Raw genomic sequence first — 23,615 nt, forward strand, 5'->3', positions numbered from 1 at the left:
CGACCCCACAAACCCCCTCCCTGTGGACCTCACCACCAGCGGCTTCGAGCGGGCCCTCGGTCTGCAGTCGGCCGAGGAGGCGGTGGCGCAGGGCGGCGCGGGCGGCGGGCTCGACTTCTGGCGCTACCTGCTCAACTCGGTGATCGCCTCGACGCTCATCACCGGCTGTCAGATCTTCTTCTCCGCGATGGCCGCGTACGCCTTCTCGCGGCTGCGCTGGCGCGGCCGGGACAAGGTGTTCGGTCTGTTCCTGGCCGGGCTGATGGTGCCGACCATCTTCACGCTGCTGCCGAATTTCGTGCTCATCAAGCAGCTCGGCCTGGTGGACACACTGCTCGGCATCGCGCTGCCCAGCCTCTTCATGACCCCGTTCGCCGTCTTCTTCCTGCGGCAGTTTTTCATGAACATCCCCCGGGAGGTCGAGGAGGCGGCGCTGCTCGACGGCGCCGGCAAGGTGAGGATCTTCTTCCGGGTGGTCCTGCCGATGGCGTCCACACCGATCCTCACGCTGTCCGTGCTGACGTACATCACCTCCTGGAACGACTACTTCTGGCCGCTGATGGTCTCCTACAGCGACAGCTCGCGCGTGCTGACCGTGGCGCTGGCGATCTTCCGGGCGCAGACCCCGGCGACCGGCGTCGACTGGTCCGGGCTCACGGCGGCGACGCTGATCGCCGCGCTGCCGATGCTGGTGCTCTTCGCCTGCTTCGCCCGCCGCATCGTCAGCTCCATCGGCTTCACCGGGATCAAGTGAGGGACCACTGATGCGACTTCGTACGCTGACCGCGCTGGCCGGAGCGCTCACGCTGTCCCTGGTGACCGGATGCGCGAAGGGCGACTCCACCGGGTCGTCCGCGAACACCGTGACCTACTGGCTGTGGGACGCCAACCAGCTGCCCGCCTACCAGGCCTGCGCGAAGGGGTTCGAGAAGGAGAACCCCGGACTCAAGGTCAGGATCACGCAGTTGGGCTGGAGCGACTACTGGACCAAGCTCACCGCCGGGTTCATCGCGGGCACCCAGCCGGACGTGTTCACCGACCACATCCAGAAGTTCGGCCAGTTCGCCGATCTGCAGGTGCTGGAGCCGCTGGACGACCTGGGCATCAAGGACTCCGACTACCAGCCGGGTCTCGCCGCCAACTGGATCGGCCAGGACGGCCACCGCTACGGCGCCCCGAAGGACTGGGACACCGTCGCGCTCTTCTACAACGAGAAGATGGCGAAGGACGCCGGGCTCACCGCCGAGCAGCTGGACGGCCTCTCCTGGAACCCCGAGGACGGCGGCACCTTCGAGAAGGCCATCGCCCGCCTCACCGTCGACAGGAACGGCAAGCGGGGCGACGAGCCGGGCTTCGACAAGAACAACGTCAAGGTGTACGGGCTGGCCACCCAGGGCGGCGGCTACGGCGACGGCCAGACACAGTGGAGTCCCTTCACCGGATCCGCCGGGTGGAGCTACACGGAGAAGGCGCGCTGGGGCACGAAGTACCAGTACGACAGCAAGACCTTCAAGTCCGTCATCGAGTGGTACTTCGGCCTGGCGAAGAAGGGATACATGGCCCCCTTCTCCGACTACAACGTCCAGTCCAACCAGGGCAACACGCAGATCGCCGCGGGCAAGGCCGCCGCCGTCTTCGACGGCGCCTGGATGATCTCCACCTACAACGGCTTCAAGGGCAGGGACATCAGGACCGCCCTCACTCCCGTCGGCCCGACCGGCAAGCGCGCCACGATGATGAACGGCCTCGCCGACTCCATCAGCAAGGCCTCCAAGAACAAGGCGGGCGCCCGCAAATGGGTGGCCTACCTGGCCTCCGACAAGTGCCAGAAGGTCGTGGGCGACTACGGCGTCGTCTTCCCCGCCACTCCGGCAGGCACCGAGGCCGCCATTGCCGCCTACGAGAAGAAGGGCATCGAGGTCTCGGCCTTCACGGAGCCCGTGGACGACAAGAAGGACTTCCGGACCTTCTCCTACCCGATCACCAACTACGCGGCGGACGTCACGGCCCTCATGCAACCCGAGATGGAAGCCATCTACGGCAACGGCAAGTCCGTGAGCAGCCTCGACCAGACCACCGACCAGATCAACCTGATCCTCGACCAGTGAAGGACACGACTTACATGACGTTCTCCCTCGGCATCGTCGGCGCCGGGCAGTTCTCCGGGCAGTTCGCCAAACTGTTCCTCGCCCACCCCGGCGTCAGCGACGTCTACGTCACCGACCTGCTCCCCGAACGGGCCGAGCAACTCGCCGCCGCCGAAGGCCTCACGGGCACCTTCCCGACGTATGAGGCCATGCTGGAGTCGAAGGCGGTCGACGCGGTCGCGATCTTCACCCAGCGCTGGACGCACGGCCCGTTGGTCGTCCAGGGGCTGAATGCCGGAAAGCACGTCTACTCCGCCGTCCCCATGGCGATCAGCACGGACGAGATAGCGGCGATCATCGACGCGGTCAAGGCGACCGGACTGACGTACATGATGGGCGAGACCAGCCAGTACAACCCGGCGACCGTGCACGCCCGCAACCAGATCGCGAAGGGTGCCTTCGGGCGGATCTTCTACGCCGAGGGCGACTACGTCCACGACATGGATCTGGGGTTCTACGAGGCCTACCAGTACAGCGGCGGCGAGAACTGGAAGGCCACCGCCAGCTATCCCCCACTGCTGTACCCGACACACTCGGTGGGCGGGGTGCTGGGCGCCTGGCAGACGCACGCGGTGAGCGTGTCGGCGATCGGTGTGGTCGACGGCCGGGGCGACGGGGTCTTCGACCGGTCGGTCAGTCAGTTCGACAACGACGTCTCCAACGCCACCGCGCTGTTCGAGGTGGCGGGCGGCGGGTCGTTCCGTACGAACGAGTTCCGGCGGGTCGGCTACCCCTCGCACCTACGGGAGTCGCGTTTCCGGTTCTTCGGGACGGAAGGGAGCATGGAGCAGCTCGCCACGGTCGCCCTGTGGCAGGACAAGAACGGTGTGAAGGACATCAGCGAGCTGCTCGAACCCAAGCCCACCATGTCCCCTGACGACCCGTCACTCCAGCACATCGCGCCGGACCTCCGGGCCGCCTTCACCTCAGGGTCGGCGCCCGTGCACGACCGCTCCCGCCTGCCGCGGGAGTTCGACCACCTGCACAACGGCCACGAGGGCAGCCACCACTTCCTGGTGGACGACTTCGTGACCGCGGTGAACACCCGCACCCTGCCGTCGGTGAACGCATGGGCGGCGGCCCGCTACACCCTGCCGGGCATCATCGCCCACGAGTCCGCCCGGCAGGGCGGGGTACGGCTGGAGATCCCGGACTTCGGGGACGCGCCTCAGGTGTGACGCGTCCGGGTGGGCCGGGCATCGTCAGGTGCCCGGCTTGCGGCCGTACACGTGAAGTGCTCTCCCGGCTGAAGCCGGGAGATTCCCACCTACCTTACGGTGGCGGGCTTGACGCCTCGTGGACGCCTGACGACTGCCCTTCCGGCAGCCGGGATGAGCGCGTGGCCCATCCGGTACAGGTACAGGACGTTCCGGGCGGCATTGTGGTCTGCGTTGCCGGACCAGCCGCAGCCGGAGTTCTTGCACACGAACACGGCCTGGGACTCCCGGCTGCCCGGTGTGGCGAAGCCGCACATCGAGCAGCGCTGGGAGGTGCCTGGGGCGGGAACCTTGTGCAGGGTGCCACCATGGCGGGCGGCCTTGTACGTCAGCATCGTCACGGTGCGCCCCCATGCCTCTTGACTGATGGAGCGATTCAGGCCGGACTTCTGCGCGACGTTCCTCCCCGGGTTCTCCATGGTGCCCTTGGCGCTCTTGACCATGTTCGGGATGTCCAGTTTTTCCACCACGATCACGCCGTAGGTACGGGCGAGTTCGGTGGTGGTCTGGTGCTGCCAGTCGGTCGCCCTGCGCTTGGCTCTCGCACGAAGGCTCGCGATCTGGTCGTAGGTCCGCTTCAGCCGGTTGGAGGTCTTCTGGCCCGGCTTGCGGAAGCTCTTGCGGTGCGCGGCCCGCCGCTCCAGCCGGAGCAGCTTGGCCTTCTCATTGGTGCTCAGCCACTTGTCCCGGTCGGCCGTGCCGTCCGGGAGCCGGGCGGGCCGGCCGTGGTCCTGGTGGTTTGCGTCGGACAGGGCGAGGGGGATGTTGACTCCCGCGTCGATGCCGACCTCGGGTCCGGTGTGCGGCTCGGGCGCGGGGGCGAGGGTCTGGATGCGGAAGGCGATGTGCCAGCCGAGCGCATCCTTGATCAGCCGGGCGCCGGTGACCTTGTTGTCGGCGTTGGCGTCCTTCCCGATGGGCAGGGCTGTGGTCCAGCGGAAGCGGACGCGGCCGATCTTGGGGATGTTGACCATGCCCCAACGGCGGTGAACGCGCTTGATCTGCAGGTCGCGGCCCTGCGGGATGTCCACGCTCATCACCGACCGGAAGCGGGCCTTGAAGTTCGGGGCTTCGGCCCGTCCCTCCCAGCAGTTCTTCCACGCCTGGAAGTACGTCTTGAGGACTGCCTGTGCGGCCTGGGCGGGAAGCGCGGCGAGCCAGTCGATGTCCTTGCGGGCCTGGCGGATCGCGGCGTCCGCCGCGGCCAGCGTGCGCTTCCCCTTCGGCAGCATCGTCCACCAGTCGTGCAGGAGGTTCCACGTCGTACGGGCGGCGTGCGCCTGGCCGTCGATGAGCCGGATCTGCGCAGGTGTCAGCACCAGCCGGGCGCGGTGCCCGAACTGCCGCTTCTCCTGCACACGTTCCGTAGCCACGCGATCACAATATCATTCGGTCTATGTCACCACGCTGGAATCCAGATCCCGATGTACGCACCGGTCGTCACGTCGTCCACAACCTTCATGTCCACTTGGTGTTCGTCACCAAGTACCGGCGTGACGTCTTCACCGACGCCATGCTCGACCGGTGCGAGGAGATCATGCGGGGGGTGTGCGAGGACTTCGAGGCGGAGCTGAAGCAGTTCAACGGCGAGGACGACCACGTGCACCTGCTGGTGCACTACCCGCCCAAGGTCCAGCTCTCCAAGCTGGTCAACTCCCTCAAGGGCGTCTCCGCCCGGCTGCTGCGCAAGGAGTACAACGCCCACGTGCGCCGGTACCTGTGGGGCGGCCACTTCTGGTCCGGCTCGTACTTCGCCGGGAGCTGCGGCGGGGCACCGCTGACCGTCGTACGCCAGTACATCGAGAACCAGCAGCGCTCACCGGGGTCCGAGGCCATGCACTACCGCGAGCTGACGGCGGAATAGAAGGCCGCGGGCCGCACCCAGTGCGAGCACGAGGACGAACTCTCCGACGTGACGATCAGTGCCTGTGCGAGAACCCGTGATCTTGAGGTCGCTGTCGCTCTTGTGGGGTTGCCGTTCACCCCGCCGGTGAGTCCGGTGAGCCGCGCGAGGGCGGCGGCTTGGTCGTGGGCGTCGAGGACGGCGTGGTGGAAGGCGAGGGCTGGTTCGAGCGCGGCCTCGGCCCGGTGGTACGTGGCCATCTCGACGAGTTCGTCGGGTAGCAGGTTCATGTCGAGGATGTGGGTGAGCTTGTCGACTGTGTGCTCGCGGTGCTCGTGCTGGCAGCGGGCGAGCGTGCTCAGCCGGGCGGCGGACTGGAGTCCCGGGCGAGCGCGAGGTCTTGGCGTAGGCAGCCCGCCGGCAACAGCCGGTCCCCGGGCGTGCCAGTGCGCCACTTACGCATGGCGGCATGGCGCCTGGCCCGCCGCAGAAGTCCGGCGGCGTCGAACTTGGCGGCGCTCTCCACCAGGTTGGATCGGTGCCGGGCCAGGAACCGGCGTGGGGTCAGGCAGCCGTGGCGGGCTCGGATTCCCGTACTGCCCGGGACCAGATGAGGACTGCTGGTATGACCATGAGGAGCCCAATGGCCAGCAACAAGTTGGCTGAATTCATCACGACGCCCGCAATGCCGCCGACCGCGAGCCCGGCGGGCACCGCTGTGAGGTTCGCAGCGCGGTAGGCAGCGGTGGCCATGGGGCGTTCCACGTCGGTAATGGCCCGGGCGCGGAACGTCTGAACCCTGACTATGACGACACCCGAGCAGAACTCGTCGATGACGAATCCTGCGAGCACCAGCAGCAGCCCTCTGGTGCCGCCCACATACGCTCCCAGGCCTATCACCGTGTAGGCGGCGACCGCTCCGCACCCGAACAGAGAGGTCCCCCATCCGGTGCGCAGCCCACGCGGGAGCCGTTCGGCTAGGTAGGAACCGAGAACGGCGAACAGCACCGCGCAGCTGCGGATGACGCCGTACGTCGCGGCGGACAACGGCGTCGTGTCGAGCAGCGTGATCAGCAGGACGGCCTCGATGACGCACTGCCCGAAGTTGTACGACAGAGACCAGAGGGTGACTGTGCGGAGCGCTGGTGTGCGGAAGTTGACGGCCATGCCGCCGCGCAGCGTGCTCTTGGCGGGGGCAGTCCTGTCCCCCGTGTCCGGTTCCCTGGTCTCCTCGCCCGAGGCGGCGTCGGTCGTCACCCGCACCCGCGGGATGCGCGCCAACAACCCGCATGCGCCCAGGGCCAACGCCGCGGCCGTGCCGAACGTGGGTGCCAGACCGAAGGCGGCCAGGCCGAGACCGGTCACGAAGGGCGCCGCCGCGTCGGCCGACGACTCGGCCATGCCAAGGCGCGCGTATACCTTCGGCAGGGCCTCGTCGGCAAAGGCCTGCGGGATCAGCACCTGCGTCGAGACCGCGGTCAGAATGGAGCCGCAGGCCAGCGAGATGTTCGCCAGGCAGAAGACGCCGAGCGCCACGCCGGGTGCGAAGGCGAGGCCGAGCGCCGCGAGCGCGAAGGCCGCCACCCGCAGCAGCTCGGAACCGATCATGACGGCCCGCTGGTCGAACCGTTCGACGAGGCGGGCCGCCGGGCCGGCGAGCAGCACCTGAGGGGCGAAGCGGCAGATGCCGAGCAGCGCGACGATCGTCGCGTTGGCTCCGAGGGCGTCCACAGCGACGAACGGCACCGAGAACTCGACGGCGGCGATGGCGAAGAACGAGAGGAAGTTCGCCACTGGCAGCGAAACCGCCAGCGAGTCGTCCTTCCGCAGTGATCTGGTGGTAGTCGTCATCCGTTCTCAGTCATCCCGTTCTCGGGCTCCGTGATCTGTTGTCAGGCATTGGTCAGTACGCCGGCGCGCAGACACTCGACGACGTCGGCGGCGGTGCTGTCGGTCAGTACGGACTCCTGCTCCAGCAGGGCCACGAACAGGTTCCGGCCGACCGGGACCGCAGTGTCCCCACTGCTCAGCACGTACTGGGCGTTCTCTCCCGCCCCGAACACCGCCATCACCGTCGTGTCCGCGCGCCGGACGGGGATCTTCCGTGGTGAGGGAGACGCGAACAAACCGTCCTCGGTGAGCAGGAACCCGATGTCCGGGTGCCGGGAGAACGCCAGCGCATCCGTCGCGGACTCGATGATCGGCTGGGCGGGCCCGTTGAGGGAGGTGTTGGCCAGGACCGGGATCTGTCCCGACTCCGCGATGTGCGTGAGGATTTCGTGGATGGCGGGGTTGTTGTGGGCCGTAACCGTCTGCACCCGCGCCGACCCGTCGTCGTGCACGATCTCCTTCAGCACCGCGCGGTAGCGCTCGCGCACCGTGAAGTCGTAGTTCATGAACGGTGCTTCGCCGGGCCCGATGAAGTACGTCTCCAGGTCCTCGATCCGCACCATCGGGGCAACCGGACGCCAAGGCTGCCTCTTCTTGATCCCGTTCAGTTTGGACTTGGCGCCGTGGCAGGCAACCGGGTGGCACAGGATCGATCTGTTCCCGAGCGCCCGCGGACCGAACTCGGCCCGTCCCGCGTACCGGACCAGGACCGCCCCGTCCAGCAGTACGTGAGCGGCCCGCCGACTCAGGTCCCCCGTTGCGGAAACGGCGGAGACGGCGTAGTTCTGGGCCTCCGCCTCCTGGGGCGTGATCGGTTCGGCGGCGCGCCCCAGGAAATCGGAGGCGACCTTGGTCGAACCCGCGGGCAGGATCCGCGAGGTGCGTGCCCAACCGAGGTAGGCGGCTCCGACGGAGATTCCCGCGTCGTGCGGACAGGACGGCACGTACAGGTCCCGCACCTGTGGCAGGGCGCCGATGGCGGTGTTCCCGGAGAGGTTCAGGAAGATTCCGCCCGCGCAGCACAGGTTCGGGATCCCGCTGAGTTCGACGGCATGCGCGGCATGGCTCACGACGAGCCGATTGAACGCCTCCTGCACCGCGTGCGCGATATCGGCGCTCTTCGTGATGTCAGTGGTCGCCTCCAGGATCTGCCATCCGTTGCGCAACCGTGGTCGGGGGCCCTCAGTGACGATGTCGTCGGCGGTCAGCCGGGCGGGTGCGTCGAAGGGGAGCGCGGCCAGCGCCATCAGTTGGCCGTGCGCGTGCTCCTTGCGGAACAGGAACCTGGCGACGTTGTCGTAGAGGCTGGCTTCGCTCTGCATGAATACGTCGGGCTGGTTGTGCGGTTCGCTGAACGCCCGCTCCAGCAGCTCGAACTGCCCCTGGCGAAACGCGTACATCGAGCGCATCTCGGTAAAGATCTTCGAGGTCGACGCGTCGCTGTAGTAGGTGCGGAAGAACTCTCCGAACGGGATGTAGAAGTCCGCGCCGTCGCGTGACGAGGTGCCCGCGCTGTCCGAGACCAGCACCGTCGCTTCCGGAAACCCCGACGGATACAGGGCCGACGCCGCGTGCGCCAGGTGATGGGAGACCACGTGGTGCCGTTCGTCGAACGGGTCGAAGATGTCGAACGAGGACGAGACCAGAGGCCGTTGCAGGCCCACTCCCGAAGGGCCCGCGGCCTGGAAGGAGCTGACGATCACGTCGACGTCATCGAGGGTCAGGCCGGCCGCGGCCAGTGTCTCCCGGATCGGGAGCCTGTTGGACAGCGCCTCCTGGCCATCGTATTTGCGTCGGCTGATCCGCTCCTGCTGAATCGCGGCCAGCAGAACACCGTTTTTGACGACGGCACAGGAGGACTCATGTCCGCAGTGAATTCCGAGAGCGACGGTCATCGCTTGTAGTTCTCCAACGGAGCGCCCTCGGGCATGAAGCCGAACGTGAGGATGGAGACCCGCTCGTCCTGCCGGATGGGCGTACGGCTGTGCGCCTGCGTGCCGGCCAGGAAGATGACGACCTCGCCCGGCTCCAGTTGGAACCGCTCCTTGCTGCCGTCGGCGTAGTGCATGTGCAGCGCTGACGGCTCCGGTGCCCCCTCGGGGATCTCGTGCGCGAGCATCATCAGCACGTTGAGGGAGAAGATGTCGGTGTCGATGTGCGGGATGATGCCCTGGCCCGCGTCACGGTAGAACAGATAGCTCGCCACACCGGTCGACTCCGCCTTCGGTACGACCGAGGCCACCAGGTCGGCCAGTTCCCGACTGGTCGCCAGGCGGTTGGCGACGGGGCCGCCGGTGCCGAGGTAGTGCTCGTCGAACGGCACCGCCGTCTTCCCGACCCGCGCAGACTCCTCGATCAGGGCCGTCAGCAGCTCATCGGTGAGGAAGTCGGGACGTCCCCGGTACTGCACCCCGCGCGGGTCCTGTACGTCGTAGGGGCAGAGGATCTCCAGCGCGTCGGTCACCGCTTCGCGGCCCGGCGCCGCCTCGGCCTCGTTCGCGGCCACCAGGCGTCCGGCCGAAAGCCCCAGGATCAGCTTCAGGTTCGCCTGTTCGGCGGGCGTGAGCTCCTTATGCAGACCGGCAAGGCGTCGGCCCATGGTCGACGTGTCACTCATGTGTTTCCCCCAAGGGTGCGGTAGCCGAAGGACACCAGGCGGATCTCCTCGTCCGCGACGGTCCTGGTGCGCTGGTGCGTGACACTGTCCGCGAAGAAGACCAGGGACTCCCCCGCCTTCAGATGGAGGTGCACCGCCTCCTGGTCCGGCGGATGGAGGATGAGTTCGGACCGTCCCTGGCTGCTCGCCCGGTGCTCGAGCATGGTGAGGATGTTCAGCGAGAACTCGTCCTTGTCGACGTGCGGATCGATACCGAGTCCGGGCTCGTCGTAGTACAGGTAATTCGCCCTGCGCGTCGGGGTGATGGACCCGACGTTCTCGGTGAGGAATGCATGGATCGACGGGGAGAGTGAGATCTCCCTGGCCACGGGGGCGCCGGAGACCACGTAGTGGTCGAGGAATCGTTCGGCGCGGGGACGACAGGCCCGCGATTCCTGGTCCAGTTCGGCGAGGTCCTCATCGGACAGGAAGGGGCCCCGGCCGTAGAAAACGATGCCGGTTCGGAATTTCTCCCGTGCCCCGGCAAGGAGTTTCGGCAGTGAATGCTGCGCGGTTCCGAGGGCACTCTCCCGCAATCCTTCCGATATTTGTTGAGCATGGCCGCTGAGCACACCGCCCGCGGCCATGCTCAGGAGAAATTTCAGGTTCTCCCGTTCTGCGGCGGTCAGATCCGTCGACAGCTGAGACAACCGCTGCACCAATGCCGAAGCTTCCTCCGCAGACGCCATATTCTGATCCCCTGACCTCTCCCCGGTATTTACTGACAGTGCTTACGAGTACTCACTCGTCCGCCGACGAGTACTTACTCTTCGACAAACCCCAGCTCTCCGGGAAGGCCGATCAGACCCATCCGGATCTCCGGCGTGGCAGCCGCCGAGATCGGCTTCGCGAAGATGTACAAGCCCTCCGCGTCGACCTTCTGCAGCTCCTCCAGGTGCAGGGCGGCCGAGGTCACGATGGAACTGAGCACGACACGCTCGTCCACGGAGAGATCCGCGGACAACATGCCGAGCTTTTCGGTCAGCGTGGGAAGCGCGGCTTCCAGTGCCGCCGCATCCAATTCGACGTCGAGCTGAAGGTCGGGGTTCGAGGTGGTGACTTCCGTTTCGTTCGCCATCCGTACGCCTCCGTTTCGGGCAACATGCCCACTTTCGGTGCCCGGTGCAACGATCAATCAAGCTGACAGGGGCAAGTCCGTTCTCCCAGGGGGCCTTTGAGGGAATGGATTCGAAAGTGGCCGGAGACGCACACTGGTCATCCGGGGTTAGGATTGCTCCATGCCCGAGACAAATTCCTGGCCGATCGCCGCCCCGCTACAGGGACCGCGTGTGCAACTGGAACCGTTAATGATCACACATGCGCAAGAAGCTGCGGAAATCCTCAACGACGTGCGTTTGCACAAGTGGATGGGGGGTGCTCCACCCACCCGGGAAGAACTGGAGCAGCGGTACCAGCGGCAGACCGTCGACCACTCACCCGACGGTCGGTACGGTTGGCTGAATTGGATGCTACGAAAGCGGGCCGACGGCAGGCTGGTCGGCACGGTGCAGGCGACGCTCTACCGGTCCCGCCCCGACCGCGTCGAAGCAGAGCTCGCGTGGGTCATCGGCCATGACTTCCAGGGTGACGGCTACGGCAAGGAAGGGGCCTCCACCATGGCGCTCTGGCTGCGCACTCAGGGGGTCTCAGGGTTCGTGGCCCATGTGCATCCCGAGCACCGGGCATCGGCCGGGATCGCGAGGGCCCTGGGCATGGAGCCGACCGGCGAGGTGCACGATTCCGAGGAGCTGTGGGCCGACTTCGGCCCGCGTGACCGTCCCTCTGATACATAAATTCGCAGCTGCGGCGACCGTGCCTCGATGCGGCGCAGTGCCGCGTCGTCGCGGTGGATGTCACCACTGGTCTGCGGCTGCCGCTCGTCCCACCAGGTGGCGCCCGCGTCGGCGAGCGGGCCGATGAGGTCGGCGGCCTGTGCCTTCCCGGTCGGGCTGAGGCCGCCGATGACGATCTTGAACGGGTCGGCGGGGAACGGCGGGACGCCGTGCAGCGGGCCGCGCGGCGCATGGGGCGGCGGTGGAGCGGGGTGTGGCCCGTCCGAAGTCCTGGCGCATCTTCCGCAGAGCCCGGTGCAGCCCGAATCGAATGTCGTCATTCGCCGCCGCCGTCCTCACCCTGGAGCGGCAACGCTGAAAGAGCTCACTGGGCATGGTGGGCTCCAATCAGCCGCGCACGTCCGCATGGAAGAAGACGGCGTGCATCGGTGGTGCGGTCAAGGGGGTGTCGCGGTAGCAGTATGCCTGGCCGTGTACGACGTGGCGATCACCGAAGATGTGGGTCGCGTTCAGCTCAACACGCTGAACTTGGCAGAGAAGTCGACGGTGAAGGCACGCTGGGACAGGTCCACCGTGCCGCTCTTGTCGTTCCCGGTGCCGTGGTGGGTGTCGACGCCGACGGGCCCCACCAGGACGATGCCGTGATCGTCCCGTGCGGCGAGGAGGTGGACGGCGGTGACGTAGCCGGCGTCCACCAAATACTCGCTCGGCAGCACTGCGCGCTCGGCCAGGTGCTCGTGGACAACGGCGGCCATCTCGGCATCGTCCACAGTGGCGTTGGTGGTCTACACGTTCGTGATCAGATGTGGTGCATGCGGCTCGCAGGTCTCGCTGATACGCAAGATCAAAGTAGATCTTCTTCAGGCCGATGCGGGTCTCGTAGCCGTCGCGCCCGGTGCGGACCCGGAACGGGGCCGTAGACGAGCTTCTTGCCGTCCTGGATCCGGCTCAGCTGGAGGCTCAGGTTCACACAGGCGATACGGCCCTTGTTGACGGGACACTTGCCGTCCCTGTTGGGCGTGTTCCCGACGGCCCTCTGCTTGAGCATCAGGTCCATCACGCCCCAGGTGACAGGGTCCGCGTAGCCGACGTTCGGCATGCCAAGACCGGGCTCGACCTCCCACCGCCGTAACCCCAGCCGTTAAAGATCTCTAGACCGACACCGACGGGAATCGGTTGTAGGCACGCACCAACTGCGACCAAACGGTGATATTCGCCGCCGGCGCGTCACCGGTAGCCGGTGGTGTCCGCCGGTTTGCCCGCGTCCTGGACCTCGACGAGGTAGCGCCAGGCGTCGGGGCGGCTGCCGTCGAGGTCGGTGAAGCCGTACTCCTGGGCGAGGCCACCGCTGGAGAGGGAGCGGCCGTTGAAGCGGGCCACGTCGGGGTCGGCGGCGAGGGCGGCGACGGCGCGGCCGACATAGCGCGGGGTCTCCGAGATGGCGAAGTGCGGGATGCGTGCGAGGGCGTCCCGCCAGTTGCCCTCCCCCACTCCGAAGGCCTCCAGCATCATCTCCGAGCGCAGCCAGCCCGGGGTGAGCGCGACGGCGGTCGCGCCGCGTGGTCCGAGTTCGTGCCCGAGGGAGAAGGCCATGCGCAGGACGGATGCCTTGGCGAGGTCGTAGAAGAAGGAGTTCCGGTAGTGGTCGCGGTTGTAGTCCGCCGTACCGTCGGTCATCTCGACCACCAGTCCGCCGGGGTGGCGCAGAAGCAGGGGCAGAGCGTGGTGGTTGGTGATCGCGTGGGTCTCGACCGCGAGCCGGAGCAGCCTCAGGCCCTTGTCGAGGTCGTGCTCCCAGACGGGGCTGTCCCAAGCGAAGAGCTTCTCGCCGCCCCAGATGTCGTTGACGAGGATGTCGAGGCGGCCCTGTTCGTCCGCGACGCGATCCACGAGCGTACGGACCTGTGCCGGGTCGAGGTGGTCGGTGGGTACGGCGATGCCCTGGCCGCCGGCCTCGGTGACCAGGTCGGCGGTGTCCTCGATGGTCTCGGGGCGGTCGTACTCGGAGCGCCGCTCGCGGGTGCTGCGGCCGGTGACGTAGACGGTGGCGCCGGCCGCGCCGAGTTCCACCGCGATTCCGCGGCCCGCACCGCGGGTCGCACCGGCGACCAGCGCGACCTTGCCCTTCAGGGGTTCCGACATGTCCGTCCTCCCGTGCCCGTTCGACTCTGTCACCGACGAGCGTGCCGCGAAATCCGGACGTCTTCTGTCGTCTTTTTTCAGTGGCCCCGCGCGATCCACTCCTCCAGGTGCGGTGCCTCGGCTCCGATGGTGGTCGGGTCGCCGTGGCCGGTGAGGACCTTGGTCTCGGGCGGGAGGGTGAGGAGGCGGTCGCGGATGGAGTCGATGATGGTCGGGAAGTGGGAGTAGGAGCGGCCGGTCGCGCCCGGGCCGCCCTGGAAGAGGGTGTCGCCGGTGAAGACCGTCCCGAGTCCGGGGTCGTAGAGGCAGACCGCGCCGGGGGCGTGGCCGGGCGTGTGCAGAACCGTCAGGTCGGCGCCGGCGGCTTCGATGATCTGGCCGTCGAGCAGCCAGGAGTCCGGGTCCCGGTCGGGGTGGGTCTGCTTCCACAGCGGCAGGTCGTCGTGGTGCAGCCAGATGACGGCTCCGGTGCGCTCGGCGAGGGCGGGGGCTGCGTCGATGTGGTCGTTGTGGGCGTGGGTGCACACGATGGCGGTCAGCCTGCGCTCGCCCACGGCCTCGGCGATGGCGTCGGCGTCGTGGGCGGCGTCGATGACGACGACCTCGTGGTCGTCGCCGACGAGCCACACGTTGTTCTCGACGTCCCACGTGCCGCCGTCGAGCGTGAACTGGCCGGAGGTGACGAGTCGTTCGATGCGGACGGTCATCACAGCACCACCACCGAGCGCAGCACGTCGCCATGGTGCATTCGCTCGAACGCCTTCTCCACCTCGTCGAGCTGGATGGTCTCCGTCACGAACGCGGCCAGGTCCAGGCGCCCCTGGAGATGCAGGTCGATCAGCATCGGGAAGTCGCGGGAGGGCAGGCAGTCGCCGTACCAGGAGGACTTCAGGGCCCCGCCGCGGCCGAACACGTCCAGCAGCGGGAGTTCGAGCTTAATGTCGGGGGTGGGGACGCCGACGAGGACGACCGTGCCGGCCAGGTCGCGGGCGTAGAAGGCCTGCTTGTACGTCTCCGGGCGACCGACCGCCTCGATGACGACGTCGGCGCCGAAGCCGCCGGTCAGTTCACGGATCGCCTCGACCGGGTCGGTCTGCGTCGAGTTGACGGTGTGGGTGGCGCCCATGGTGCGGGCGGTCTCCAGCTTGCGGTCGTCGATGTCGACCGCGATGATCTTCGCTGCGCCGGCCAGATGGGACCCGGCGATGGCAGCGTCGCCGACGCCGCCGCAGCCGATGACGGCGACCGTGTCGCCGCGGCCGACGTTCCCCGTGTTGATCGCGGCGCCGATGCCGGCCATGACGCCACAGCCCAGCAGTCCGGCGACGGCCGCGGAGACCGCGGGGTCGACCTTGGTGCACTGGCCGGCCGCGACCAGTGTCTTGTCGGCGAAGGCGCCGATACCGAGGGCCGGGGAGAGTTCCTGGCCGGTCGAGGCGAGGGTCATCTTCTGCTCCGCGTTGTGGGTGTCGAAGCAGTACCACGGCCGGCCGCGCAGGCAGGCCCGGCAACGGCCGCACACGGCACGCCAGTTGAGGATCACGAAGTCCCCGGGCGCCACCTCGGTGACGCCGTCGCCGACCGTCTCGACGATCCCGGCGGCCTCGTGGCCGAGCAGGAAGGGGAACTCGTCGTTGATGCCGCCCTGTTTGTAGTGCAGGTCGGTGTGGCAGACCCCGCAGGCCTGGACCCGCACCACGGCCTCCCCCGGGCCGGGGTCGGGCACGACGATCGTCTCGACCCGGACCGGCTCGTCCTTCCCCGGTGCGATCACGCCGCGTACTTCCTGCGCCATCGTGCTGACCCCTTCTGTCGGCGGGCGTCCGTCCCGGTGCCGACCTTACGCGCGACTGATCGGTAAGGGCGCGGTTTGCAGGCCTGCGGGCCGACAGTCACGGCTGCTTCCGGCCAGCCCCTCACATACCCCCTGGGGTAATTCTGCTACGGTGGCCATATACCCCCTGGGGTAATGAACCCGGGGGTTTGCGAGGAGAGGAGCGCTGCCGTGTACTTCGTCGACACCATCGAAGTGCCGGGACTGGGCAACCGCGGCTATGTGGCGGGGGGTGCGCACGGCGCCGTCGTCGTCGATCCCCCGCGTGACGTCGATCGGGTGATCGCGGCCGCCGCCCGGCGGGGCGTGCGCATCACGCACGTCGTCGAGACCCACGTCCACAACGACTACGTCACCGGCGGCCTGGAGCTGGCCCGGGTGACCGGCGCCTCGTATCTCGTGCCGGCCGGAGCCCGGGTGGCGTACGAGCGCGTGCCGGTGGCCGACGGGGACCGGGCGGAGATCGAGGCGGGGCTGGCGCTGCGCGCGCTGGCCACGCCGGGCCACACCCCGCACCACACGTCGTACGTCCTGGAGCACGACGGACGGGCGGTGGCCGTCTTCACCGGAGGCTCCCTGCTGATCGGCACGGTCGGACGCCCCGATCTGGTCGAGCCGCGGCTGACCGAACAGCTGGCCCGCGCCCAGTACGACTCCGCGCACCGCCTGGCCGCGGAGCTCCCGGACGCGACCGAGGTGCTGCCCACGCACGGCTTCGGCAGCTTCTGTTCCGCCGGGCACAGCGACACGGGCGCGGAGACGACGATCGGCCGGGAGCGCACCGCCAACGAGGCGCTCGTCAAGGACGTCGACACCTTTGTCGCCGACCTGCTGGCCGGCCTCGACGACGTACCCGCGTACTACGCCCACATGGGCCCGGCCAACGCCAAGGGCCCGGCCCCCGTCGACCTCACCCCGCCCCGCCGCGCGGACGCCGAGGAGATCGCAGCCCGGCTGGCCGCCGGCGAATGGGTAGTGGACCTGCGCAACCGGGTCGCGTTCGCCGAGGGGCATGTCGCCGGGGCGTTGAACTTCGAGGCCGACGGGCAGCTCGCCACGTATCTGGCCTGGCTGCTGCCCTGGGGCAAGCCGGTCACGCTGCTCGCCGAGTCGGCCGCCCAGCTGGCCGACGCCCAGCGCGAGCTCGTCCGGGTCGGCATCGACCGGCCCGCCGCGGCGGCGACCGGCTCGCCCGGCGACTGGGTGCCGGCGGGAGAACGGCCCCGCACGTTTCCGCGCGCCACCTTCGCGGAGCTCGGCGCCCAGGAGGCTGTCGTGGTCCTCGACGTGCGGCGCGACTCCGAGCGTGCGACCGGGCACATCCCGGGATCACTCCACATACCGCTGCACCGACTGCGCGACCGGCTCACCGAGATTCCGGACGGCACCGTGTGGGTGCACTGCGCCGGGGGGATGCGGGCGGCCATCGCGGCGTCCCTCCTCGACGCGGCAGGGCGTGCGGTCGTCGCCGTCGACGACCGCTTCGACGCGGCACGCGAGGCCGGGTTGATCCCGGACCGCCTCACTCCCGCCGAGGCCGCCGACCGAACGCATACGGACGCCGTACTCCTGGACGTCCGTGAACCGGCCGAGTGGGCCGCGGGACACGCCCCCGGCGCCGTGCCCGCCCCGCTGTCCGGCCTCGCGGCCGGGGGTGAACTGCCGCAGAGCGCCCAGGGCCGGCCGGTCGTCGCGATCTGCCGCTCCGGGCGGCGCTCCCGCGAGGCGGCGGACCTGCTCGCCGCGCGCGGCGTCCGCGTGGCAGACGTCGCGGGCGGTATGCGGGCGTGGGCCGAGGCGGGTCTGCCGGTCGTGCGCGACGAGCAGCGCACCTCGCCCGCGTGAGCGCGTTCGTCCTCGCCCTCGTCGCCGGGGCCCTCACCGGTCTCGCCCTGGGCGCCCTCGGGGGCGGTGGGAGCGTGCTGGCGGTGCCCGCACTGATCTACCTGCTCGGCCTCACCCCTGCCGCGGCGGCCACCGCGAGCCTGGTCGTCGTCACCGTCACGTCCGCCACCGCCCTGATCGGGCATGCCCGCGAGGGCACCGTGCGGTGGAAGCACGGCCTCCTGTTCGCCCTCGCGGGACTCGGGCCCGCGGCGGTCGGCGGCGCGGTCTCGGCGTGGCTCCCGGCCGGAGTGCTGACCGGCGCCTTCGCCGTGATCGCCGCAGTCGCCGCGCTGCGGATGCTGCGGCCGTCGGCCTCCGCGCCCACCGAGGCGCCGGCCCGCCCGGTTCGGGTCGCCACGGCCGGGGCGGGGCTCGGCGCGGTCACCGGGGTGATGGGGGTGGGCGGCGGCTTTCTCGCCGTACCGGCGCTGGTGAACGTGGTGGGGCTGCGGATGCGGGCGGCCGTGGGCACGAGCCTGCTGGTCATCACACTCAACTCGCTGGTCGCGCTGGCGGCCCGGGCGGGGGCGGACGTGAGCATCGACTGGGCGCGTGTCGCGCCCTTCGCCGCCGCTGCGGTCCTCGCCGCATGGGACGGCAAACGCCTCGCGGCCCGCATCTCCGCCGGTTCGCTTCAGCGGATCTTCGCCGGCGCCCTGCTGGCGGTGGCCGCGTTCATGCTGGCCGATGCCGTCCTGTGAGGGCGGGCGGGGCGGTCAGGCCAGGGAGAGGAACAGCTTCTCCAGGCGGGCCTTCATCTCGTCCGTGGTCTCGCCGCTGCCGTCACCGTTGCCGACGTCGGTCAGACACTGCTGGAGCCCGGTCGCGATGATCGCGAAACCGGCCCGGTCGAGGGCGCGCGAGGCGGCGGCGAGCTGTGTGACGACGTCCTCGCAGTCCCGTCCCTCCTCGATCATCTTGATCACTCCGGTGATCTGACCCTGCGCCCGGCGCAGCCGGTTCAGCACCGACTTCAGCTCATCACCCTCGAACCGCACATCCACGGCCACCCACTCCTCTGTATACCCTTAGGGGTATTTTACCTCCCCCCAGGGTGTGTACCCCTCACCGCATGCCAAGGAAGAATCGCACGCACCATGAACGCTCCCCGCACTCTCGACGCCGACGAGGCCCGGACCCGACTGCCCGAGCTCACCGTCATCGACGTCCGCACCCCGGGCGAGTACGCCACCGGCCACGTCCCCGGCGCCCTCAACATCCCCCTGGACCAGCTCCGCCGGGCCCTGCCCACACTCCGTCAGGTGAACGGCGAACTGCTTCTCGTGTGCGCCTCCGGGGCCCGCTCCGAGCAGGCCTGTACGGCCCTCGCCGCGGAGGGCATCGGCGCCATGACGCTGACCGGCGGAACCCAGGACTGGGCCCGGCGCGGTCATGAACTGGCCCGCCCGCAGCAGAGCACCCGCACGACCTGGTCCATGGAACGCCAGGTCCGGTTCACCGCGGGCAGCATCGTCCTGACCGGCCTCGGTCTCGGACTCCTGCACCCCGCCTGGCAGTTGCTCGCCGCCGGGATCGCGGGCGGACTGGTCTTCTCCGCCCTGACCAACACCTGCGGCATGGCCGTCGTCCTCGGCAAACTGCCGCACAACCGGCCGCGCCCCGCCGACCTGGACGCCACTCTGGCGGCGCTCGCGGCCCGGTAGGCCGACGGCGAAACGGGCGGCCGTACGACTCGGCTCCACCGTAGGCTGAACGCCCCCGTTCGACCGGCGAAGGAGCAGCGTGAGCAAGGCACAGACGCAGACGAGTACGCCCCCGTGGCGCATGCTCCTCGGCTATGTACGGCCGCACCGATGGGCCCTGCTCGCGGGCGCGGTGCTCTCGCTGGTCACCGGGGCCACCGGCCTGCTGCTGCCGCTGGTGGCGCGGGACCTGATCGACGACCTTTCCCACGACCGGGCCATCACAGGTGCGCTGATCGCGATGTCGGCGCTGGTCGTCGCCAACGCGGCGGTGGGCGCGCTGGGTTCGTACGTGCTGCGGCGCACCGCGGAGTCGGTGGTCCTCGGCGCGCGGCGAGCCCTGTCGTCGTATCTGCTGCGCCTGCGCATAGCCGCCGTGGACCGCACCGAGCCGGGCGACCTGATGGCCCGTATCACCTCGGACACCACGTTGCTGCGCGAGGTCACCACCGACTCTCTGGTGGGCCTCGGCACCGGCGGGCTCACGCTGGTCGCAACCGTGGTGATGATGGGCTTCGTCGACCCGGTGCTGCTCGGTGTCACGCTGGCCGTGATCCTGTGCGCGGGCGTGGTCCTCGGCATGATCGTGCCCCGGATCAACCGGGCCAGCCGGCAGGCGCAGGACGCGGTCGGCGTGATGGGCGCCTCGCTGGAGCGGGTGCTGGGCGCGCTGCGCACGGTGAAGGCGTCCGGCGCCGAGCACCGGGAGGAGGGCGCGCTGCACGCCGCGGCCGAGGAGTCGTGGCGGCAGAGTGTGCGTGCCGCCAAGTGGTCGGCGGCCGCGGGCAACACGGCCGGACTGGCGATGCAGATCGCCTTCATCACGGTGCTCGCGGTGGGCGGGGCACGGGTCGCGACCGGCGCCGTCGACGTCGGCACACTGGTCGCGTTCCTGCTGTACGTCTTCTATCTGATGTCGCCGATCCAGCAGGTCGTCGGTGCGATCACCCAGTACCAGACGGGTGCCGCGGCGCTGTCCCGCATCCAGGAGGCGCTGCGGCTGCCCGCCGAACCCGCGGTCCAGGCCGCCCCGTTGCCGTCGGCCGACGCCGAACCGGCCGCGCTGGCCTTCACCGATGTCCGCTTCCGGTACGCCGACGACCTGCCGTACGTGCACCACGGGGTGACCTTCGCCGTGCCCGCGCGGGGCATGACGGCGTTCGTCGGCCCGTCCGGCGCGGGCAAGACCACCGTCTTCTCCCTCATCGAGCGGTTCTACGACCCCGAGTCGGGCGAGATCACGCTGGACGGCCGGGAACTCGCCCAGTGGGAGCTGCCGCAGCTGCGGTCCGCGATCGGCTATGTGGAGCAGGACGCGCCCGTCCTGTCGGGCTCGCTGCGCGAGAACCTGCTGCTGGGCAACCCGGACGCGGACGACGACACCCTTGCGCGGGTGCTGAAGACGACCCGGCTCGACGGTCTGGTCGGGCGGCTGCCGCGCGGACTGGACACGCTCGTCGGGCACCGCGGCACCAAGCTGTCGGGCGGTGAGCGTCAGCGGGTGGCGATCGCCCGCGCCCTGCTGCGCCGCCCCCGGCTGCTGCTCCTCGACGAAGCGACCTCGCAGCTGGACGCGGTGAACGAGGCCGCGCTGCGTGACACCGTGGCCGATGTGGCCCGGACGACCACGGTGCTGGTCGTCGCCCACCGGCTGTCCACGGTGACGATGGCCGACCGGATCGTGGTCATGGACGCCGGCAAGGTCCGTGCGGTGGGCACCCACCGCGAACTCGTGGCCGCCGACCCGCTGTACGCGGAGCTGGCGGCCACCCAGTTCCTCGCCACGGCCGACGCCGACTGAGCGGCCGGGCCGGTCGGGCCTGCCGCGCTTGCCGAGGCCGACCGGGCGGAGGAATCTCGTAGGAGAGGCCCTGTACGGCCCGCTCCCCCGCCGGGCCGCGGCCCTCGAAGGAGGTCACGATGGGTACTGCGGCAAGCCCCAGCTTCGACACCGAGACGTTGCGCCGGGGCATAGAAGGCAATCCGAACACTCTCCTGTCGCTCTACGCCGACGACGCCGAACTGCGTGTCGTGGACCGCAACTCCCAGCCCAGCCACCCACGGCTGCTGCACGGCCGCGACGAGATCAGCGCCATGCTCGACGACGTCTACAGCCGCGATATGACGCACAAGCTGGAGAACTGCGTCATCCAGGGTGACCGTGCGGCCTTCAGCGAGTCCTGCGAGTACGCCGACGGGGTCCGCGTACTCGCCGAGTCGATGATCACGCTGCGCGGCGGCAAGATCGCCGAACAGACCCTGATCCAGGCCTGGGACGAGCAGGAGTAGCCAGCAAGTCAGCAACCATCAGCAGTGACACGTACGGTGCCGCACGGCCTCGGTTACCCTGACCCGGGGCCGTGACTGGCGCTGAGGTGGAGTACCACCAGGGAGCGGTCCCCGCAGAGTCGATGCCGCGCGCCTGGGCGATCCGGTCGATCGACCCAGGAGTGGATCATGACTCAGGCCCGGCTCATGGACGGCACCACGCTTGCCCGGCGCACCGTCGAGGACACCGCCAGGCGTGCGGCCGCCCTCACCGACCGGACGGGCACCGTCCCGTGTCTGGCGACGGTGCTGGTGGGCGAGGATCCCGCGTCCGTCACCTACGTCCGTATGAAGCAGAACCGCTGCCGCAAGGCCGGCATCGCCTCGCAGCATGTGGCGCTGCCCGCCGCCACGACCACCGAGGAACTCGTCGGCACGCTCCGGGCCCTGTCCGCCGACCCGCGGGTGCACGGCATCCTGCTCCAGCACCCGATGGGCGAGCACATCGACGAGCGGGCCGCATTCGAGGCGATCACTCCCGAGAAGGACGTCGACGGTGTCACCTTCGCGTCGTTCGCGACGATGAGCTTCGGCCTGCCGGGATTCGTGTCCTGCACGCCCGGCGGGATCATGCGGCTGCTCGACGAGTACGGCGTCGAGCCGGCCGGGAAGCGGGCCGTCGTGATCGGCCGCAGCGCCATCCTCGGCAAGCCGGTCGGCATGCTGCTGCTCGCCCGGAACGCGACGGTCACCTACTGCCACTCGCGCACCCGGGACCTGTCGTCGGTCGTGCGCGAGGCGGACATCGTCGTCGCCGCGGTCGGGCGGCCGCGGCTGATCCAGGGCCGGGACATCAAGCCGGGCGCCGTCGTGATCGACGCCGGATACAACCCCGGGAACGTCGGCGACGTCGACTTCGACTCGGCCGTGGAGCGGGCCGGGCTGATCACCCCGGTGCCGGGCGGGGTCGGTCCGATGACGATCGCCACGCTGCTGGAGCAGACCGTCGACGCGGCCGAGCGGCAGCTCTCGACGGCCTGAACTTACTCCCGAGTCAGAAGTGTTGACGGTGTCCGGAAATGGTCGGACTGTAGTGGACATGCCGAATAAACGTGCGCGTCTGCTCGTTGTTCTGGTTCTCCTCTGTGGATTCCTGACGGTGGCCGGCACCCGTCCCGCCACCGCCGACCCCCTCCCCGACGCCCTCTGGTTCGACGGCTCCCCGCTCACCGTGCAGAACGGCCGCTTCACCGACGCCTCCGGCCGGGAAGTGGTCCTGCGCGGCTACAACGTCTCCGGCGAGACCAAGCTGGCGGAGAACGGCGGCCTCCCGTTCGCCTCGGTCGCCGACGCCCGCAGGTCCGCGACCGCGCTGCGTGCCCTCGGCGGCGGCAACACCGTCCGCTTCCTGCTGTCCTGGGCCTACGCCGAGCCTGTGCGCGGCCAGGTGGACACGGTGTACCTGGCCGCGGCCACCGACCAGATGCGCGCGTTCCTCGACGCCGGTGTCCGCGTCTACCCGGACTTCCACCAGGACCTCTACTCCCGCCACCTCTTCGACCCCGACAGCTGGTACACCGGCGACGGCGCCCCCAAGTGGGCGGTCGACGCCGGGAATTACCCCGACGAGTTCTGCGGGATCTGCCTCTTCTGGGGCCAGAACATCACCCAGAACGAGGCCGTGAAGCGGGCGTCGTACGACTTCTGGCACAACGCGCACGGAGTCCAGGACGCCTTCCTCACCACGGCCCAGAAGACCATGGCCTACGTCAGACAGCACCTGTCGGCCGAGGACTTCGCCGGCATCGTCGGCTTCGACCCGTACAACGAACCGCACGCCGGCGTCTACGACCCGGGCCAGACCAGCCGCACCTGGGAACGGGACGTGCTGTGGCCCTTCTACGAGAAGTTCCGTGCCCGCATGGACGCGGCCGGCTGGCAGACCAAGCCTGCCTTCGTCGAACCGAACCTGTTCTGGAACGCCAACCTCGACTTCCAGAAGGAGGAGGGCGGCCTGCTGGACGCGGGCACCCTCGGCCCCCGTTACGTCTTCAACACCCACTTCTACGACCAGAAGGCGATCTCGGGCGTCTTCATGTGGGGCAAGGCGGCCGACGGCCAGTACGCCGGCGACTTCGGCACGGTCCGCGACCGGGCGGCGGCGACGGCGACGCCCGCGATCGTCAGCGAGTTCGGCCATCCGCTGTCCGGCAGCGTCTCCGACAAGGCCCCGAC

24 protein-coding genes, 2 pseudogenes and 1 riboswitch are annotated in these 23,615 nt (G+C 69.2%); of the genes and pseudogenes, 13 read left to right on the forward strand and 13 right to left on the reverse strand.

Going from position 1 to position 23,615, the window contains the following annotated elements; all coding sequences use genetic code 11:
- The 3 genes from ACTWQJ_RS18340 to ACTWQJ_RS18350 form a co-directional block, all read left to right on the forward strand.
- Window positions 1-754 (forward strand): carbohydrate ABC transporter permease (locus tag ACTWQJ_RS18340; protein WP_443307702.1); only part of this gene is annotated, 754 nt, incomplete at its 5' end.
- 10 nt (window positions 755-764) lie between these two features.
- A complete protein-coding gene (locus ACTWQJ_RS18345; protein ID WP_443307703.1) occupies window positions 765-2,108 on the forward strand; it encodes an ABC transporter substrate-binding protein in 1,344 nt (447 codons plus the stop codon).
- 14 nt (window positions 2,109-2,122) lie between these two features.
- Entirely contained in the window at window positions 2,123-3,325 is a 1,203-nt protein-coding gene (locus tag ACTWQJ_RS18350) for a Gfo/Idh/MocA family protein (RefSeq protein WP_443307721.1), read from the forward strand.
- An 89-nt stretch (window positions 3,326-3,414) separates the two neighbouring features.
- On the opposite strand, the gene ACTWQJ_RS18355 is transcribed toward ACTWQJ_RS18350, so the two are convergent.
- Window positions 3,415-4,737, reverse strand: coding sequence for an RNA-guided endonuclease InsQ/TnpB family protein (locus tag ACTWQJ_RS18355; protein WP_443307704.1), 1,323 nt, complete (start codon window positions 4,735-4,737; stop codon window positions 3,415-3,417).
- Between the two features lie 23 nt (window positions 4,738-4,760).
- Here ACTWQJ_RS18355 and tnpA point away from each other — a divergent pair, with 23 nt between their 5' ends.
- On the forward strand, window positions 4,761-5,228 hold the full coding sequence (gene tnpA, locus ACTWQJ_RS18360) for an IS200/IS605 family transposase (protein WP_443307705.1): 468 nt from the start codon (window positions 4,761-4,763) through the stop codon (window positions 5,226-5,228).
- Here the strand turns inward: tnpA and ACTWQJ_RS18365 are convergent.
- The 6 genes from ACTWQJ_RS18365 to ACTWQJ_RS18390 all read right to left on the reverse strand — a co-directional run bounded on the left by ACTWQJ_RS18365 (window position 5,204) and on the right by ACTWQJ_RS18390 (window position 10,831).
- Window positions 5,204-5,662, reverse strand: a complete 459-nt coding sequence (locus ACTWQJ_RS18365) for a hypothetical protein (RefSeq protein ID WP_443307706.1) — start codon at window positions 5,660-5,662, stop codon at window positions 5,204-5,206. The two genes, tnpA and ACTWQJ_RS18365, sit on opposite strands and share 25 nt — an antisense overlap.
- A 109-nt stretch (window positions 5,663-5,771) precedes the next feature.
- A complete protein-coding gene (locus ACTWQJ_RS18370; RefSeq protein ID WP_443307707.1) occupies window positions 5,772-7,058 on the reverse strand; it encodes an MFS transporter in 1,287 nt (428 codons plus the stop codon).
- A 41-nt stretch (window positions 7,059-7,099) separates the two neighbouring features.
- Complete coding sequence (locus ACTWQJ_RS18375; RefSeq protein WP_443307708.1) at window positions 7,100-8,992, reverse strand: carbamoyltransferase C-terminal domain-containing protein; 1,893 nt, start codon at window positions 8,990-8,992, stop codon at window positions 7,100-7,102.
- Window positions 8,989-9,714 (reverse strand): hypothetical protein, encoded by a 726-nt coding sequence (locus ACTWQJ_RS18380; protein WP_443307709.1) that lies wholly within the window; start codon window positions 9,712-9,714, stop codon window positions 8,989-8,991. The genes ACTWQJ_RS18375 and ACTWQJ_RS18380 overlap by 4 nt, the downstream gene beginning before the upstream one ends.
- A complete protein-coding gene (locus ACTWQJ_RS18385) occupies window positions 9,711-10,412 on the reverse strand; it encodes a hypothetical protein (RefSeq protein WP_443307710.1) in 702 nt (233 codons plus the stop codon). Before ACTWQJ_RS18385 ends, ACTWQJ_RS18380 begins: the two co-directional genes overlap by 4 nt.
- Before the next feature lie 104 nt (window positions 10,413-10,516).
- Entirely contained in the window at window positions 10,517-10,831 is a 315-nt protein-coding gene (locus ACTWQJ_RS18390; protein ID WP_443307711.1) for a hypothetical protein, read from the reverse strand.
- A 211-nt stretch (window positions 10,832-11,042) separates the two neighbouring features.
- On the opposite strand from ACTWQJ_RS18390, the gene ACTWQJ_RS18395 reads away from it, so the two are divergent.
- Together ACTWQJ_RS18395 and ACTWQJ_RS18400 are read left to right on the forward strand one after the other, a co-directional pair.
- On the forward strand, window positions 11,043-11,546 hold the full coding sequence (locus ACTWQJ_RS18395) for a GNAT family N-acetyltransferase (RefSeq protein ID WP_443307712.1): 504 nt from the start codon (window positions 11,043-11,045) through the stop codon (window positions 11,544-11,546).
- Window positions 11,547-11,769: 223 nt separating this feature from the next.
- Window positions 11,770-11,904 (forward strand): annotated as a pseudogene (locus ACTWQJ_RS18400) (IS5/IS1182 family transposase); the annotation flags it as partial.
- A gap of 151 nt (window positions 11,905-12,055) precedes the next feature.
- Here ACTWQJ_RS18400 and ACTWQJ_RS18405 read toward each other — a convergent pair.
- From ACTWQJ_RS18405 to ACTWQJ_RS18425, 5 genes and pseudogenes are all read right to left on the reverse strand, one after another.
- Window positions 12,056-12,301, reverse strand: coding sequence for a hypothetical protein (locus ACTWQJ_RS18405; RefSeq protein WP_443307724.1), 246 nt, complete (start codon window positions 12,299-12,301; stop codon window positions 12,056-12,058).
- A gap of 91 nt (window positions 12,302-12,392) precedes the next feature.
- Window positions 12,393-12,642: pseudogene (locus ACTWQJ_RS18410) on the reverse strand (murein L,D-transpeptidase); the annotation flags it as partial.
- A gap of 131 nt (window positions 12,643-12,773) precedes the next feature.
- Window positions 12,774-13,688, reverse strand: coding sequence for an SDR family oxidoreductase (locus ACTWQJ_RS18415; protein ID WP_443307713.1), 915 nt, complete (start codon window positions 13,686-13,688; stop codon window positions 12,774-12,776).
- A 77-nt stretch (window positions 13,689-13,765) separates the two neighbouring features.
- Entirely contained in the window at window positions 13,766-14,395 is a 630-nt protein-coding gene (locus tag ACTWQJ_RS18420; RefSeq protein ID WP_443307714.1) for an MBL fold metallo-hydrolase, read from the reverse strand.
- Window positions 14,395-15,483, reverse strand: coding sequence for an S-(hydroxymethyl)mycothiol dehydrogenase (locus ACTWQJ_RS18425; protein ID WP_443307715.1), 1,089 nt, complete (start codon window positions 15,481-15,483; stop codon window positions 14,395-14,397). Before ACTWQJ_RS18425 ends, ACTWQJ_RS18420 begins: the two co-directional genes overlap by 1 nt.
- 210 nt (window positions 15,484-15,693) lie before the next feature.
- Between ACTWQJ_RS18425 and ACTWQJ_RS18430 the strand changes: the two genes are divergently transcribed.
- Window positions 15,694-17,367 (forward strand): MBL fold metallo-hydrolase, encoded by a 1,674-nt coding sequence (locus tag ACTWQJ_RS18430; protein ID WP_443307716.1) that lies wholly within the window; start codon window positions 15,694-15,696, stop codon window positions 17,365-17,367.
- Complete coding sequence (locus tag ACTWQJ_RS18435) at window positions 17,364-18,110, forward strand: sulfite exporter TauE/SafE family protein (RefSeq protein ID WP_443307717.1); 747 nt, start codon at window positions 17,364-17,366, stop codon at window positions 18,108-18,110. The genes ACTWQJ_RS18430 and ACTWQJ_RS18435 overlap by 4 nt, the downstream gene beginning before the upstream one ends.
- A 15-nt stretch (window positions 18,111-18,125) precedes the next feature.
- On the opposite strand, the gene ACTWQJ_RS18440 is transcribed toward ACTWQJ_RS18435, so the two are convergent.
- Window positions 18,126-18,413, reverse strand: coding sequence for a metal-sensitive transcriptional regulator (locus ACTWQJ_RS18440; RefSeq protein WP_443307722.1), 288 nt, complete (start codon window positions 18,411-18,413; stop codon window positions 18,126-18,128).
- A 93-nt stretch (window positions 18,414-18,506) separates the two neighbouring features.
- On the opposite strand from ACTWQJ_RS18440, the gene ACTWQJ_RS18445 reads away from it, so the two are divergent.
- The 5 genes from ACTWQJ_RS18445 to ACTWQJ_RS18465 all read left to right on the forward strand — a co-directional run.
- A complete protein-coding gene (locus ACTWQJ_RS18445; protein ID WP_129803367.1) occupies window positions 18,507-19,073 on the forward strand; it encodes a rhodanese-like domain-containing protein in 567 nt (188 codons plus the stop codon).
- Between the two features lie 121 nt (window positions 19,074-19,194).
- Window positions 19,195-20,913: an ABC transporter ATP-binding protein gene (locus ACTWQJ_RS18450; protein ID WP_443307723.1), complete on the forward strand. Its 1,719-nt coding sequence runs from the start codon at window positions 19,195-19,197 to the stop codon at window positions 20,911-20,913.
- A 119-nt stretch (window positions 20,914-21,032) separates the two neighbouring features.
- Window positions 21,033-21,401, forward strand: a complete 369-nt coding sequence (locus ACTWQJ_RS18455) for a nuclear transport factor 2 family protein (RefSeq protein WP_443307718.1) — start codon at window positions 21,033-21,035, stop codon at window positions 21,399-21,401.
- A 61-nt stretch (window positions 21,402-21,462) separates the two neighbouring features.
- Window positions 21,463-21,547: riboswitch (ZMP/ZTP riboswitch) on the forward strand.
- Between the two features lie 22 nt (window positions 21,548-21,569).
- A complete protein-coding gene (locus ACTWQJ_RS18460) occupies window positions 21,570-22,421 on the forward strand; it encodes a bifunctional 5,10-methylenetetrahydrofolate dehydrogenase/5,10-methenyltetrahydrofolate cyclohydrolase (RefSeq protein ID WP_443307719.1) in 852 nt (283 codons plus the stop codon).
- 58 nt (window positions 22,422-22,479) lie between these two features.
- The coding region (locus ACTWQJ_RS18465) for a cellulase family glycosylhydrolase (RefSeq protein ID WP_443307720.1) at window positions 22,480-23,615 on the forward strand (1,136 nt) is incomplete at its 3' end.

This window comes from Streptomyces sp. KR55, from assembly GCF_052245645.1.
In the GTDB taxonomy this organism is placed as follows: domain Bacteria; phylum Actinomycetota; class Actinomycetes; order Streptomycetales; family Streptomycetaceae; genus Streptomyces; species Streptomyces flavusporus.

What these genes read in the sequence shown, in the direction of transcription:
- ACTWQJ_RS18345 (WP_443307703.1), top strand. Translation starts at nt 765, where the DNA reads ATGCGACTTCGTACGCTGACCGCGCTGGCCGGAGCGCTCACGCTGTCC.
- ACTWQJ_RS18350 (WP_443307721.1), top strand. Translation starts at nt 2,123, where the DNA reads ATGACGTTCTCCCTCGGCATCGTCGGCGCCGGGCAGTTCTCCGGGCAG.
- tnpA (WP_443307705.1), top strand. Translation starts at nt 4,761, where the DNA reads ATGTCACCACGCTGGAATCCAGATCCCGATGTACGCACCGGTCGTCAC.
- ACTWQJ_RS18370 (WP_443307707.1), bottom strand. Translation starts at nt 7,058, where the DNA reads ATGACGACTACCACCAGATCACTGCGGAAGGACGACTCGCTGGCGGTT.
- ACTWQJ_RS18375 (WP_443307708.1), bottom strand. Translation starts at nt 8,992, where the DNA reads ATGACCGTCGCTCTCGGAATTCACTGCGGACATGAGTCCTCCTGTGCC.
- ACTWQJ_RS18380 (WP_443307709.1), bottom strand. Translation starts at nt 9,714, where the DNA reads ATGAGTGACACGTCGACCATGGGCCGACGCCTTGCCGGTCTGCATAAG.
- ACTWQJ_RS18390 (WP_443307711.1), bottom strand. Translation starts at nt 10,831, where the DNA reads ATGGCGAACGAAACGGAAGTCACCACCTCGAACCCCGACCTTCAGCTC.
- ACTWQJ_RS18405 (WP_443307724.1), bottom strand. Translation starts at nt 12,301, where the DNA reads ATGGCCGCCGTTGTCCACGAGCACCTGGCCGAGCGCGCAGTGCTGCCG.
- ACTWQJ_RS18415 (WP_443307713.1), bottom strand. Translation starts at nt 13,688, where the DNA reads ATGTCGGAACCCCTGAAGGGCAAGGTCGCGCTGGTCGCCGGTGCGACC.
- ACTWQJ_RS18420 (WP_443307714.1), bottom strand. Translation starts at nt 14,395, where the DNA reads ATGACCGTCCGCATCGAACGACTCGTCACCTCCGGCCAGTTCACGCTC.
- ACTWQJ_RS18425 (WP_443307715.1), bottom strand. Translation starts at nt 15,483, where the DNA reads ATGGCGCAGGAAGTACGCGGCGTGATCGCACCGGGGAAGGACGAGCCG.
- ACTWQJ_RS18445 (WP_129803367.1), top strand. Translation starts at nt 18,507, where the DNA reads ATGAACGCTCCCCGCACTCTCGACGCCGACGAGGCCCGGACCCGACTG.
- ACTWQJ_RS18450 (WP_443307723.1), top strand. Translation starts at nt 19,195, where the DNA reads ATGCTCCTCGGCTATGTACGGCCGCACCGATGGGCCCTGCTCGCGGGC.
- ACTWQJ_RS18455 (WP_443307718.1), top strand. Translation starts at nt 21,033, where the DNA reads ATGGGTACTGCGGCAAGCCCCAGCTTCGACACCGAGACGTTGCGCCGG.
- ACTWQJ_RS18460 (WP_443307719.1), top strand. Translation starts at nt 21,570, where the DNA reads ATGACTCAGGCCCGGCTCATGGACGGCACCACGCTTGCCCGGCGCACC.